Source organism: Pseudomonas sp. B20 (genome assembly GCF_020515755.1).
Lineage (GTDB): Bacteria > Pseudomonadota > Gammaproteobacteria > Pseudomonadales > Pseudomonadaceae > Aquipseudomonas > Aquipseudomonas syringae.
In genome coordinates, this window is sequence record NZ_JAHPJG010000027.1 from 29,323 (window position 1) to 42,520 (window position 13,198).

Below are 13,198 nucleotides of genomic sequence, written 5' to 3' on the forward strand. Positions count from 1 at the left end.
GCTTGTGGAACACCTCCATGGACATACCCAGTCGTTACTCGATAATGTTTTTCAACAATCATGAATTAACTGATTGATCTCCCGGCGTGCTCCGCTGCTGGGAGTGGAGTTCGCCTATGACCGAAAGAGAAGTAAAAAAAACGCAGGAAAGCTTGCAGGATCGCCTGGCTCAGGTCGTCGATCTGCTGCAGCGCCAGCGTATTGTTGAGGACCTGACCCATCGTCAGGAAGGTCAGCATCAGGACCGTGTAGAAAACCTGGTTCACCGGCAGAACCTCGTCGAGTTGCAACGCAAGCTCGAAGACCTTCACTCTGCCGACGTCGCTTATATCCTTGAAGCCTTGCCCCTGGAAGACCGTCTGACCGTCTGGCAGCTGGTCAAGGCCGATCGCGATGGCGATATTCTTCTCGAAGTATCCGATTCCGTTCGTGAAACCCTGATCGCCGACATGGACGATCATGAGTTGCTCGCGGCGGCACGGGACATGGACGCCGACGAACTGGCCGACCTTGCTCCCGAGTTGCCCCGCGACGTCGTTCACGAGCTCATGGAAACACTGGATTCACAGCAGCGTGAGCGCGTGCGGTCGGCCCTGTCCTATGACGAGGATCAGGTCGGTGCGCTGATGGACTTCGAGATGGTGACGATCCGTGAGGATGTCAGCCTTGAAGTCGTGCTGCGCTACCTGCGCAGGCTCAAGGAGCTGCCCGGTCACACCGACAAACTGTTCGTAGTCGATTCCGAGGGCGTGCTCAAGGGCGTGCTGCCGATCAAGCGTCTGCTGGTCAATGATCCGGAGAAGCAGGTTGGCGAAGTCATGGCCAACGATCCGGTCAGCTTTCACCCGGAAGACGATGCCTACGATGCGGCACAGGCGTTCGAGCGTTACGACCTTATCTCCACGCCGGTCGTGGACAAGAACGGCAAGCTGATCGGCCGTCTGACGATCGATGAAATGGTCGACCTGATCCGTGAGGAAAGCGAAAGCGAAGTCCTCAACATGGCGGGTCTGCGTGAAGAAGAAGACATCTTCGCGTCAGTATGGCGTTCGCTACGCAACCGCTGGGCCTGGCTGGCAGTCAACCTGGTAACCGCGTTTCTGGCCTCGCGTGTGATCGGCCTGTTCGAAGGCTCCATCGAAAAGCTGGTGGCGCTCGCTGCGCTGATGCCTATCGTGGCCGGTATCGGTGGCAACTCCGGTAATCAGACCATCACCATGATCGTGCGCGCGATGGCGCTGGACCAGGTCAATACCGGTAACACGGCGCGATTGCTGCGCAAGGAGCTGGCTGTCGGCCTGATCAACGGCCTGATATGGGGGGGTGTGATCGGCGTGGTCGCCTACTTGCTGTATGACAGCTGGTCGCTGGGTGTGGTCATGACCGCAGCCATGACGCTCAACCTGTTGCTGGCAGCGCTGATGGGCGTTTCCATTCCCATGGCGCTTTCCCGCCTGGGACGAGATCCCGCGATGGGGGCAAGCGTCATGATTACGGCGATGACCGACAGCGGCGGCTTCTTCATCTTTCTCGGACTGGCGACGATCTTTCTGCTCTAAGCCTCGCGACTGCTACAGTCTTTTGAAATAAAAAAACCGCCATGATCAGGCGGTTTTTTTATGCTTCGGCCAAGTCTTCATGTCGCTGTGTAACGCAATAAGCCGACGACTAATAAAGAAAAAGACTACAAAAAGGCTACAACGAAAAAGGCCAGCTTTCGCTGGCCTTTGTCTGTTACGTCAAGTCTCAGGACTCTTCGGAAGCGAGTTCCGTGTCATGAGCAATCAGCGAAACAAGAGCGTTCTGTTGACGATGTGAAAGCTGACGAAAGCGCTGCAGCAGCTCGCGTTCGTGCAAGGACAGCTCAGGACTATCGAGGCGCAGGCTTGGTTCATCACCAAGAGCACCTTCCTGAATCAGGCTTTGTTCGAGACGAGCGATGATTTCCGAGTTCATGCTGCGGTGATGATTCTTGGCTACCTCTTGCACGCGATTACGCATGCCGTCTGGTAGGCGAACGACGAACTTGTCAGCCGTGCGGCTGGAATAAGTAGCCTGTTTCATAGGGCTCATATATTTAACCGGTTAGTTCAGGGGAAGCGGTTCTAGCAAGTGGCCGCAAGATTGTCACAGTCAGACAATCATTTTGGCCAAATGTTCAACCGGGGTTCCAAGGGGCCGACATCATGCCGTATTACGTCGAATCCTTGGCGTCAATTCTGTGACAAATATTGACTCAGGTAGCGGCGTATTGCCAGCACCAATTATCAGATATGCGAGCGAATTTGCAAAGTCATCGCATTTGTCCCCGGATAAAAGGGCACGCCACCGAGCCTTTTTAGCTGTCATGGCCATTTGACTCTGAGTGTGCGTCTAAATTCAGCGTGACCGAGGTTAGCCGACAAAGGGTTGGCTGCGGTGCAGGAAGGTTCTTTCGGAGGAGGGGAGATTCTGGATGCGAACGGTCAGGCGACCGGGCAAATTGCTGCAGGTAGCTTCGCTGTCAGCGAAGCACCGGGTCGAACTTGAAGCGACGACCGACGAACAACGCAACTACGAAGAGACTGGCGAACACACCGGCGGCGATGTTTGCAGCGATACTCATGGCTTGTGCATTAACAGGAAGCAAAAGGTCGGCGACGACAGCCATGATCGCCAGGACCAGAAATGACAACGCGGATTTTGACATGGCTACTCTCTCTTGAAAGGGTCGTTGCGGGCGTTATCAGAAAACCCAGCGCTGTTCGGCGCGTGGAAACTGAAGTGACTCATCATCGTCATTGGCCAGCATCGCTGCGCTTGCAACGCGTTCAGTCATGATTGCCAGCTTTGGCGCCTGACTGATCTGGTGGTGGACAGGAGCAGGCGTGATGGCCTGAGCATCCTTGATACCAGAATCCTGGAAATGAAATGCCACCAGAGCCACCAGAGCTGCCGCGTTCAACGCTGAGAGAGTCTTGTTCATTTTCCAGTACCTGTGCCCGACCGTTTGGGATGAGATGTGTTCCACAGATATCAATAATGCAGTCTGCATGCCAATCAGAAAATGATAAAAAATCCTTATAAATCAATAGCTTACTAAATTAAAAAAAGTGCTCTACAGTGCGTTTTGCAATGATGGCTTTTTGGGGTGTTGCAAATTGCATGATCGGTTTATCAGGCCGTGTTTTCAGGCGACATTGGCTACAGGGTTGAAGGGCAATGACGACATGACAAAAGCGCCACATGCCGCTAAGATGCACGCCGTCCTCGCTGGCACCGATCGGTGTGTCGGCACGCAGTGTCTCAGTAGCTCAATTGGATAGAGCATCCCCCTCCTAAGGGGAAGGTTGCAGGTTCGAACCCCGCCTGGGACACCATACAAATCAATGTGTTAAGCAGGTTTCGCTCCTTCCGCTCCGGTGTTGTGGGTGCACGGTGGGTGCAATTTTTGTTTGTCGGTAGAGCTTTTTTCGATAAGGACTTTGAAAATGCACCCAACGAAGGTTGCCCTCACAGCTGAGTTAGACGCAATTGATGCTGCAATCAAAGCACAAGTGCCATCTGATCAGATTTTTAGCGTTGCACACGGCAATTGGAGCTTTCCTAGCATAGCCCTGAGCGACCTGATTGAGCCTCTCACATTGCTCAAAAGCACCCTCAGTCAGGTAACTGATGAAGATTTTGCTGCTCATCAGCCAGTTCTTGAGGGCTTCTTGGCTCGGTTTGTATTTCTCCGTGGCAATACAGTGCCGCAAATATGGGCCAATCCGGCCTTAGCAGTCTCAGCCTATTTCATCACGCTTGATGCTTTCGAGCGTGTTTTGAAACCGCTTGTGAAAGCAGATGATGGTGGCGGCTTGCTTGAAAGCGTAAAAATCAGCTCTCGTCAGCTTAGGGCGGTTGAGATTCGCGTGAGGGATCTAACCGCGAGGTCTCAGGATCTGGGCACCATAATTGAGAGAATCGAAGCCGCTAACGATGCTGCTCTACAGCTTCCCGAAGACCTTGAATCATTGCAGGAAGGCAGAGATAGGGTGCGGGATCTGGTGGCTGACGCTGAGAAGGATCGTTTGCATGTTTTTTCTGCAAAGGAGGCCGTCGAAAGCGTTCAGAAGGATCTTAGTCAGGTGGCACTAGATACCGCAGAGGTAGTAAAAAAGGCTGACGCAGCATACTCGGCCGCTACAAGCCAAGGCTTAGCCGCAGCTTTCGCGGAGCGCTCGAAAGAGCTTGGAAACTCGATGCTTATATGGGTCCTAGCGCTCTTAGCCTCCTTGGCTTGCGCGAGCTTTTTTGGATCTACACAACTGGTGAGACTGTCAGAGCTGATCAAGACCCCTGGGGCCTCAGATGCAGCAATCGCAGTAAATTTGCTCCTATCTGTACTATCAGTAGGCGCGCCAGTTTGGTTTGCCTGGCTCTCCACCAAACAGGTCGGCCAGCGATTCCGACTTTCAGAGGACTACGCTTTCAAAGCGTCGGTCTCAAAGGCTTATGAAGGATACCGCCGCGAAGCGGCTGCGATAGATCCTAACCTTCAGGTTCAATTACTCAAATCCGCGTTAGCACGACTTGATGAGCAGCCGCTCCGCTTTGTTGAACCCGAAACTCACGGCAGCCCATGGCAGGAGGCTCTTTCTTCCGATTTGCTGAAAGAGGCCGCCAAGTCGATTCCCAACTTCGGTACCCATTTGACTGCCTTCGTTAGCGGGCTGTTGACTCGCGAAAAAACTAAGTCTGATTAGGGAAATAAGGCACAGCCAAACTTTACTGCGAGGCGTCCGCCCAATCACGGATACGCATTACCGTAGTCGTAGAGCAGTCCGCGTGCCGAGCCGTGGCGCGAATGCCCAGGCCGGCAGCCAGTAACTCCCGAACCCGCTTGTGCAGATCAGCGTCGACTGGTCGACCCTGATACTTTCCCGCAGCTCTAGCCTTTTCGATGCCTTGGGCCTGGCGTTCCCGCCGCTGCTCGTAATCCTTCCGTGCGATCGCGGCCATCATTTCCACCAGCATCGAGTTGATCGCCCCCAGCATCCGGCCGGTGAACTCGTCTCCTTTGGTATCCTGCATTCCCTGGTGGCTGGTCGGCAGGTCGAGCGCGACGATGCGCAGGCCCTTGGAATCGATCGCAGCCTTGAGCTTTTGCCAGTCATCCACCGGCAGACGCGAGAGGCGGTCGATTGATTCCACCAGTAGCACGTCTCCCTTGCGCGCGTCTTTGAGCAGGCGAAGCAGCTCCGGACGGTCAGCAGCTGCGCCGCTGGCGTTCTCCAGATACACACTGGCAATGACCTTGTTATGGTCGCTGGCGAATTGCTCAAGCGATGCCTGGGCTCGGCTGGCGTCCTGCTCTTCGGTCGATGCCCGGAGATATGCGCGTATGAACATGATATGCGTCCTGTATCAGTTTAGGTGTCTCACTAATACTGTTGCACTTTGGGTGTGACTTATCAAGCGAAATGCTAAAAATTAAGCAAATTTGCGCGTATCAGCTCAGGCATACCCTAGCGATTCGCTCAGGGTGCCAGTACATTGCCACATAGCTTAGGCGTCGTAAGGGTGAGTTTGAGGATTTGCCCTACTGTTGAATTACGAAGGGGAATGCACTTGACCGACGGCATACAAGACATCTTGGACGGTATCGATAAGCTGGAGGCGTATCGGGAAAAGTCTATTAAAAAGCTGGAGGCAGCGCGGAAGCTTAAAGAAGCCGCGGAGTATGCAGCAAAGTCGTTCTGCGGCTCATGGATGGGGTATCACTCTCGAATTTACTACCTTGAATTTCAAACTCCTCCACCAGGGGAGCATTTTGATGCGCAGTGGGGTTTTCAAGATACTTATAGCAACAAGACTTCTGGCCAGTGGAGGGAGTACGCATTTGATGGCGTGGTAGAGACTGTGAAATGCCTTGCCGGGAATCCCGACATGAGCGCTGCCGAAAGCTTCAGTAAAAAAGGAGAGGAGCTTTTCGATGAGGTCAAACGGGAAGCCGAATTAGTTATTAGGATTTTTTCCAGAAATGGAGACCCTTACGGGGAAACTTTGCTCGAAGAGCTAGAGAAGTTTTCCCCGCTCAGGGAGGGCGTATTTGTAGACTTACTGAGACCGAAAGGGGCGCGCCTTGTCGGAGATGGCTTGGCAATGTCGCAAGGGACACAGAAGCCTCCCCACGTTAAAGTCTTCATAGATGCAGTCATGCTACTTGAGCCCGCAGCAGCAATGGAAAGGCTCATCCCTTTTTTGAAAAAGGCTTATTCTTATATGCTCAGATCGGCGAAGAAAGACTCACGTTCAAGCCTCGTTGGGACAAGCGTTTTTATTGGGCACGGACGATCGCACGTATGGCGTGACCTAAAAGATTTCGTGACTGAAAGACTTAAATTGCCGTTTGATGAGTTCAATCGAGTTCCCGTAGCTGGCATTACTAATATAGCCCGATTATCAGAAATGCTAGATTCCGCTGTGGTCGCCTTCATAGTGATGACAGCTGAAGACGAGCAGGCCGACGGTAAGATGGAGGCCCGGACCAACGTCATACACGAGGTAGGGCTTTTCCAAGGGCGCCTAGGGTTCACCAGAGCAATCGTGTTATTGGAGGAAGGTTGCGAAGAGTTTTCGAATATCCAGGGGCTTGGGCAAATCCGCTTTCCGAAAGGCGATATCAAATCTAGGTTTGAGGAAATCCGCCGAGTGCTCGAGCGAGAGAAAATCATCGAATCTTGAGTTGCGCAAATGTCGAAACCAACGACGTGTGTAGGTTTCAACACACTGTGTTGTTTTCGACACGGTGGCGGGTCAAAGCGAGCTGGGGCGAATATCCGTGCCGTTCTGCGTGCCAGAGATTCGGTACTTCTGAACCTCGCCCGCCGCCACCTCTGAGGTCGTCTCCTTGACTGGCTGGCCGATCTGCATCGCGCAAAGGCCGTTGCCCTCATCGTCGCCAGCGATGCCGACAATATGACGGCCCGGCTTGACGTGGAATTTCAACACTTCGCCAGTGTTGATGCGGGCGACCTTTTTCCCGTCAATGAGCACGGTCGCCATACAGCCACCCGAAGCCCAAAACCCGTTATCCCGGCTTACCACCAACGTAGCACCACCCGGAACGGCGGCCTGGTAGGCGTAGACCCGATCGGCAGGCACGTGCTTGGCCGAACCTGGCTCTACCGGCGTGCTTGAACAGCCGACCAGCAACACGGCAGCGGCGGTGAGCAGAATCCTATGCATGATGCGTCCTCAGTATTGGATTAACGACTTTACACCAAGCAAGCTAGGTCTTGTCTTCGGCGTAGATCGATGCCGAGATGATCGCCCCACCCCAGCGCCGTTCGCCGATGCAGATCGGGACCGGGTTGCCGCTGGCAGTGGTGTTCTTGGCGCTGCCGAATGCGTAGCTGGGTAAGTTTTCAGGGGAAGCACTTTGTTTGAGGCCGGATGCTTGGGGGCTGAGCATTTGGATGATGCCGCCAGCCGCCAAGGCAATGCCCGGTGCCAAGGTAGCGCCGGCTGTGAAAGGGCTGAGCGCGATTAATACCACGCCGATGACCGTCTGTAGAAGTCCCGCTCTCTTACTGCCGCTGATAACTGGGACGATTTTCAGAGTGCGAGTACCGCCAAGATCAAAACCTTTCTGCCCAACATTTTGCCCGTTCCTGAAAATGGCGAATGTCATACCCAAGCGGTGCAGCCGCGCTATTTCTTCAGTGAAACCTTCGACTGTTGCGCGCAGTGCTTTGAATACCTCCCATGCATTCCCAGTCTCAAGGCAGTAGTCTTTCTGCTTGAAAAACTTTCTACCCAAAATTGTGCCAAGTTCGATGGTGGTCCTAGGCTTGTATTGTGCTGCTGTTGCGGCCATGAGCGGCCTCCTATACGTGCGTGGCAGGGACAGAGACGCCCAGCCGGATGCCGAGGAGAGACCGAGACATAAGCGCCTGGTCGATGATCAGCTGCTCTTGCCGTGGGTCGTAGTTCCACACTCGGTCGTAATTTAGTTGGTAGGCCCTGGCGCCTCGGAAAGTCCCACGCAGCAGATCGGCCGAGACACGCGCCTCTTCCTCAGTGAAGAACGGGCCGTCGATGGTCACCTTCTGGCCATCGCGTACGTGCTGGACATCCCAGACCAGATACCCAGCGTCTGGACCTTGGATGAGCTCGTGCGATTGAAACCGCTGCGTCTTGCACGCCTCGGCGAAGCGTTCTTGATAAGTGCTGCTCATAGCGCCTCCTTACGCCGCGTCCGGCTGTGATTGCGGCGCGTCGGATTGGTCGCCTGTGGCGGGTGTATTTGTCGGCTCGTTGCGACGCTGCGGCGCTGGCATCTTGCTCAGGAACTCCCTGATGATGTCTGCGCCCTCACAGCCGGAGCGCCACTTCTCGAAACGGCTTGTGTAGCCTGCTGAATTTGCCACCATCTTTGACACCGCTGTCGCCGCTTGCGCGGTAGTGGCCACCACGTCGTCAAATACCTTGAGCATCTCGCGCAGATCCTCTATGTCGTCTGCGTAGACGGTCGCAATGCCTGCTCGCTCCAAACTGGCGGCAGCTTCACTGCTCACGCCAGACAGCATCGGATTGGCACGCAGGATGGCGCTCACCACTTGCGGCTGATCACCTCGCTTTGCCTGGTTGATCAAATCACTGCGATCCTCTGGCTTCATCCCACGAAGCATCGATCGGAGCTCTTGGTCAGCCAGGAAGCCGACAACGTCGTCTTGGGCGCGGGGCGTAACCGGAGCAAATCCAGTTTTCACACCCTTGGCCAAGGTGAGCATATCGGCCGCTGCAGCCTGCAGTGCTGGCATTAGGCGTTCGGTCATCACGTTGATGCTTTCTTTGCCCATTCGCTCGATGGCGGCGTCGTTCAGGTCGCTGTTGGCACGGATGCCAAGTACTTCTTCACCAACGTCCTTAAACGATTCCAGAGCTTGGGTCTGTAGGGCGCGGACCTGCTTCATCAGTTTGCCGGCCTGCCAGTGGGAGCGACCCCCGTCCTGATTCTTGACGATGAATATCCGAGATTCGAGCTTGGAATAGTCGTATTCCGAATAATGCAGATTGGCATTGCCGACTTTCAGGACTGCGCGTTTAGCTGCTGTCATGGTGGTTCCTTGGTTCAATAAGTGGTGTTGTAAGAGTGGCGGGTGTCAAAGGCCCGTAAGGCGTGATTCCACGCTGATCACTGGCCGGTTTTCAGCAAGGGCGATCAGTAACGCGCTCGCCTCGACACTGCCCGTTTCAGCGGCTGCACGGAGCCGCGCCCAGGCAGCGGTGATTTCTGCCCGGGTGGGTTTGGCTTGTGGGCCGCGTTGCTTCGGATGGTTGGCCTGCATGATCAATCCTCAATTGGCTGCGTACCGATGTACGCGACCAAATTAGAACTGATATGACTGCATATCCAGTGCTTTTTGAGTGCACCTCATGTGCTACACGAAACGGGACTGAATGGGACTGAAATAGTTGGTTTTGGCGGGATTGGAGAGGGTGATTTCGTTGCAGTAAGTCGATGGTAGGCAAAGTGATACAGGGCTGGGTTTTCAGCTCAGTCCGATCTCGGATTGAGGATGGAGCGGGGAGTGCTGACCTACCGTTTTGGGATGTCAGGTTTCCGCGCCACGTTTTGCGAGATTTGAAAACTTGGCGCGGAATTGATGTGTCCAGCTTTGGACGCATCCCGGTATTCGCTGAGCGGTCGTCGAATGGTCGTCGATATGTTCCCCACCAGTGGTGGAATACCTGCTCCGACCTGCTGTCAGGCGCCCTTGTGCGGCGCCAGTACGAATTCAACCGCCACGCGGTCTGCGGGCTCGGCTTGGCCGGCGTCAGTCTTGGCCCTGCGGCTAATGTAGATGTCCCCGCACTCCTTGGCCGCCTGCTCCATCAGCTTCATTGCCATCACCAGGTGCCCGCGCGCCTCGGCCTCTTCAAGCATCCGCCCAAGCGCGCGCAGCCTCATGGATCGGTTGGCGATCGGCTCCTTGACCACCTCAGACCGGAAACCGGCCCTGGTGTCTTCGAACAGCGTCACCCATCGCTTTGCCAGGCCCTTGCTGCTCTTGCGGGTCGGGTCGTGGGCTTCGACGTGCTGACGCGACACGACCACACCGAAACCTTCCCTGACGGCCGTTGCGACCTGTGAGGGCGAGTCGAAGCACGCCAGGGACTGGACGATGAAGGCTTTGATTTCGTTGTTGAGCGCGGCCATGGGCTGGAATCTGTCTAGGGTCTGTCAAGAATCCTCATGGTTGCCCAGGCGGCGCGCAAAGGCAATGCCGGAGAGCGAACGTTAGGTAACGGTAAAGTAACGTTAGAAGCGTTACCGGGCATCTGTCGGGATATCCGACACTTCTGGCTCCTCAATTTTGATGAGTCGCCGTTTTTGGATCGTCCTGCAGTCAGGCCATACGGTCCGACTCGGCTCATTCGGTCTGCCTCGCAGCGCTAGGGGCGACTACCGATAAAATCGGAACCGCTCTCGATCTGCCAGCGAGACCAAACCGTCTCACTGAGACCAAAATGTCACACTTTCTCAGATCTCAATGGGGAGGGGGGGAGCAGCACTTATGATCGCGGAGGCACACCTACGTCGGCAGCTAACTCTGCCTGGTCTCCGTGGCGGATTTGAGGCAAGCAGACCATATGATCCGATTCGGCTCATATGGTCTGTCTCGCTTTTGAGGCAGGGAGTACCGAGAAAACCTATACAACTCTCCAATCTGCCAGTGAAGCTTGGCTTCTGATTGAGATTTACCGGTCTCGCTGAGGGCAATGCTCTGGGGCTAAGATGTTTGACTGCGAAAGATATACATCATCGAGAACAATTCAACATTACCTCTCCATGTGACTGCAGAGTTGCTCCGCGGCATCACACCTGCTTCTAACATCCGCTAAGCTTGCAACTATTTTTTTTCCGTAGACTTCATATCTAGTGAATGGGCTTTTTTTGAAGCGCCTCCGACCTGACTTTTTAACCGCTGGGTAACCAAGTGCCACCAATCGATCCTCAAAGTCTGCCAGGCTCTCATAATTGAATCCGGCAGCTAGATCAGAAAATACCGGGTCTGCAGGAGGATGTGTGGCAAGGAGCCATGTTTCTAGCGCGTAGGAGGTTAGAGCTAAGTAAAGGTGAGAGGATGTAGCGGCCTCTTTCAGCCAAAATAATATGGTGTCATTGCAATGCGTTGTTCGACAAGAACCTGGTACGTAGGCGTCGACGTGCGAGATGTCGTGGGCAATGTCAGTGTCCAGTTGTATTATCAAACCTGCGGCATTATTTATAGCTAGTAGGGCGCGCCAGTTTTGGCGCCTCAGGAACTGTTGAGCCTGCGGTGGTAGAGCAGCCAGCTCTGCTTCCGTTTTATTGCTGAACTTCATGCACCAAGCTCGAATGCCACCCCATCCATGTGATGGATAGCTTCCTGATGTTGCATCGGTCTGAGGAGCAAGTAGTGATACTTCTATATCTTCTCCTCTAACAGTTTTCAATGAGCTTGCAATTTCCTTTATGACTAAATAATCAGTAGGTCCTTCAGATACAAGCAAGAATTTTTTTTTCATTATCAGAAGCCTGTAGGCATACCTTCAATGGCGCCAGAGAGCCATATCTCGGAAAGTTTCATTCCGAAATACTGTTGCTCCCAATCAGATTTTGTCATTCCTTGCGGTGGAACAATTCTACGGCTTTTCGTGTGTCCATCTTTATCACGCTCTACCACAAATAAACGATGTGTAGGGTCGAATAAATCTACAGCATCTAGCGTGGTTGGATTATGCGTTGTTAAAAAAATTTGCTTTTCGGGTTTGTTTTTTAGTATCTGAACTATATGGGTCATAAGATTTCTTACAAGCCCAGGGTTTAACGCGGTATCAATATTGTCCAATGCGAAAATGTTGGGTGAGCGTTTGTTAGTTAAAAGGGTTAGCAGGAACAAAATATACAATGCTCCTTCGCTTACGTCATACGCATACAGCTTATTGAAGTTTGTGCGCATGAAGCGATCTTCGTACCAAACCTTTCTGCCTACGATATCCATTTGCCCAGACATTAATTCAGGATCGGTTTCATTTGTAGTACCAAATCCCTTGATCCAGTTAAGAAGCTTGAAGAATCTTCTAAGTTCGTCTATGTCTATATTCGACTGGATTGTCTCATGCAAAGCATCAGCTAAGCGTCCGCCGTAAATGCCTAGCGGTTCTTTCACGCTGGAGTCAACTTCGACCCCTCTCAGTAGTGGCGTTGAAGGGGCGTATATGGCGTAGTTGACCAGTGCTTCAAGAGGCTCCAGTGCATCTTGAGCTTCTTTTTTTACGTTTATGGTTTTATATGCCTGAAGGTAAGGGAAAATACCTTTAGTATTGTCGAGCTTTGATTTTAGAGATATTTTATCAACTGTTGCGCCGTTGTTAGATCTACCGGCAACGATTTTTCCACGCATTTTTACAGACTCTGCTAAATAGCGAAAGCCCCCGACTGCGTTGACGTCCATTGAGTAGGAAAGGTCCCCTAGCTCTGCTGATAGATTGAAGCTGCTTGTTCTGTTTTTGTTCTTAAATGCGCTTCTAAAAATTGCAGATGATGAAAGTCTTGCTCCTCTTTTTTGGAGCCTTTCGTAGTCAATTCCCCCCTCCAATGATGCGGACATGACTGCAATTGCTTCAAGTAAATTGCTTTTACCTGCGCCATTGGTTCCTATAAATACGTTTAGTTGGCCCAAGTCCAATGTGTCTTGCCATATTGACTTGAAGCCTTTTATTGAAAGCTTAGTCAGAATTGGCATGATTTGGTTTTCTTCAAACATGGTTTTGTATTTGATTCGAGAGATCTGCGGTGAGTGCCCATGATGTCATCCTTGTTAATCATTAAGCCTGAGGTTTCTAGCGCATCGAGCTATAAATTATGTATCATGACTAAGTTCTGACTGGTCGTCGAGAGATTTGTGCGTGGAAAGCGCCCTCGGGATGCTTTTGGAGTTCTGCACTGGAAGCGTTGAGCGGTAGAGGCACCGGCTTGCGCTTGATAGGCTGCGCCAACGAGCCACCCGGCTTCGTAACGCTGTGACTCCTCAGGAATGATCGGCAAGCGTAACACCTGTGTCACCCATACTGCTTTTTGCGCTGATCCCCGCCAGGTCATCCGGCAACTGCGGCTGTAACTTCCTCAGATTGAGGTAGTGTCGTTTCCAGGAACGGCACCCTTTTACGACTTGCTCGCGAA

Annotated in this window: 15 protein-coding genes and 1 tRNA gene; 4 read left to right on the plus strand and 12 right to left on the minus strand. The window is 53.1% G+C overall.

Annotated features, from left to right (window positions below; genetic code table 11):
• The first annotated feature begins 116 nt into the window (after positions 1-116).
• Positions 117-1,559: a magnesium transporter gene (gene mgtE / locus LIX91_RS22600; RefSeq protein ID WP_003412626.1), complete on the plus strand. Its 1,443-nt coding sequence runs from the start codon at positions 117-119 to the stop codon at positions 1,557-1,559.
• A gap of 187 nt (positions 1,560-1,746) precedes the next feature.
• Here mgtE and LIX91_RS22605 read toward each other — a convergent pair whose 3' ends face one another.
• From LIX91_RS22605 to LIX91_RS22615, 3 genes are all read right to left on the minus strand, one after another.
• The gene (locus LIX91_RS22605) at positions 1,747-2,073 is read right to left on the minus strand and encodes an Arc family DNA-binding protein (RefSeq protein WP_002554423.1); all 327 of its coding nucleotides are present in this window, start codon (positions 2,071-2,073) and stop codon (positions 1,747-1,749) included.
• 430 nt (positions 2,074-2,503) lie between these two features.
• On the minus strand, positions 2,504-2,689 hold the full coding sequence (locus LIX91_RS22610; protein ID WP_003369912.1) for a PA3371 family protein: 186 nt from the start codon (positions 2,687-2,689) through the stop codon (positions 2,504-2,506).
• A gap of 36 nt (positions 2,690-2,725) precedes the next feature.
• Positions 2,726-2,965, minus strand: a complete 240-nt coding sequence (locus tag LIX91_RS22615) for a hypothetical protein (protein ID WP_010434882.1) — start codon at positions 2,963-2,965, stop codon at positions 2,726-2,728.
• A gap of 317 nt (positions 2,966-3,282) precedes the next feature.
• On the opposite strand from LIX91_RS22615, the gene LIX91_RS22620 reads away from it, so the two are divergent.
• A tRNA-Arg gene (locus LIX91_RS22620) sits at positions 3,283-3,359 on the plus strand.
• Positions 3,360-3,470: 111 nt separating this feature from the next.
• Positions 3,471-4,727 (plus strand): hypothetical protein, encoded by a 1,257-nt coding sequence (locus LIX91_RS22625; protein ID WP_226489195.1) that lies wholly within the window; start codon positions 3,471-3,473, stop codon positions 4,725-4,727.
• Between the two features lie 22 nt (positions 4,728-4,749).
• On the opposite strand, the gene LIX91_RS22630 is transcribed toward LIX91_RS22625, so the two are convergent.
• Entirely contained in the window at positions 4,750-5,373 is a 624-nt protein-coding gene (locus LIX91_RS22630; RefSeq protein ID WP_096125631.1) for a recombinase family protein, read from the minus strand.
• A 213-nt stretch (positions 5,374-5,586) separates the two neighbouring features.
• Here LIX91_RS22630 and LIX91_RS22635 point away from each other — a divergent pair, with 213 nt between their 5' ends.
• Positions 5,587-6,708: a TIR domain-containing protein gene (locus LIX91_RS22635; protein WP_096125630.1), complete on the plus strand. Its 1,122-nt coding sequence runs from the start codon at positions 5,587-5,589 to the stop codon at positions 6,706-6,708.
• Positions 6,709-6,780: 72 nt separating this feature from the next.
• Here LIX91_RS22635 and LIX91_RS22640 read toward each other — a convergent pair whose 3' ends face one another.
• The 8 genes from LIX91_RS22640 to LIX91_RS22675 all read right to left on the minus strand — a co-directional run bounded on the left by LIX91_RS22640 (position 6,781) and on the right by LIX91_RS22675 (position 12,761).
• On the minus strand, positions 6,781-7,212 hold the full coding sequence (locus LIX91_RS22640; RefSeq protein ID WP_096125629.1) for a hypothetical protein: 432 nt from the start codon (positions 7,210-7,212) through the stop codon (positions 6,781-6,783).
• 43 nt (positions 7,213-7,255) lie between these two features.
• The gene (locus LIX91_RS22645) at positions 7,256-7,843 is read right to left on the minus strand and encodes a tail assembly protein (protein WP_096125628.1); all 588 of its coding nucleotides are present in this window, start codon (positions 7,841-7,843) and stop codon (positions 7,256-7,258) included.
• Positions 7,844-7,853: 10 nt separating this feature from the next.
• Complete coding sequence (locus LIX91_RS22650; RefSeq protein WP_096125627.1) at positions 7,854-8,204, minus strand: hypothetical protein; 351 nt, start codon at positions 8,202-8,204, stop codon at positions 7,854-7,856.
• 9 nt (positions 8,205-8,213) lie between these two features.
• Positions 8,214-9,086 carry a hypothetical protein gene (locus LIX91_RS22655; protein ID WP_096125626.1) on the minus strand — a complete coding sequence of 291 codons (873 nt, stop codon included), beginning with the start codon at positions 9,084-9,086 and terminating at the stop codon, positions 8,214-8,216.
• A gap of 45 nt (positions 9,087-9,131) precedes the next feature.
• Positions 9,132-9,317, minus strand: a complete 186-nt coding sequence (locus LIX91_RS22660; protein ID WP_096125625.1) for a hypothetical protein — start codon at positions 9,315-9,317, stop codon at positions 9,132-9,134.
• 419 nt (positions 9,318-9,736) lie between these two features.
• Positions 9,737-10,189, minus strand: a complete 453-nt coding sequence (locus LIX91_RS22665) for a DUF2280 domain-containing protein (protein WP_096125624.1) — start codon at positions 10,187-10,189, stop codon at positions 9,737-9,739.
• A gap of 623 nt (positions 10,190-10,812) precedes the next feature.
• Positions 10,813-11,541 carry a hypothetical protein gene (locus LIX91_RS22670; protein ID WP_143482492.1) on the minus strand — a complete coding sequence of 243 codons (729 nt, stop codon included), beginning with the start codon at positions 11,539-11,541 and terminating at the stop codon, positions 10,813-10,815.
• Between the two features lie 2 nt (positions 11,542-11,543).
• A complete protein-coding gene (locus tag LIX91_RS22675; protein ID WP_226489197.1) occupies positions 11,544-12,761 on the minus strand; it encodes an AAA family ATPase in 1,218 nt (405 codons plus the stop codon).
• Positions 12,762-13,198: the final 437 nt, after the last annotated feature.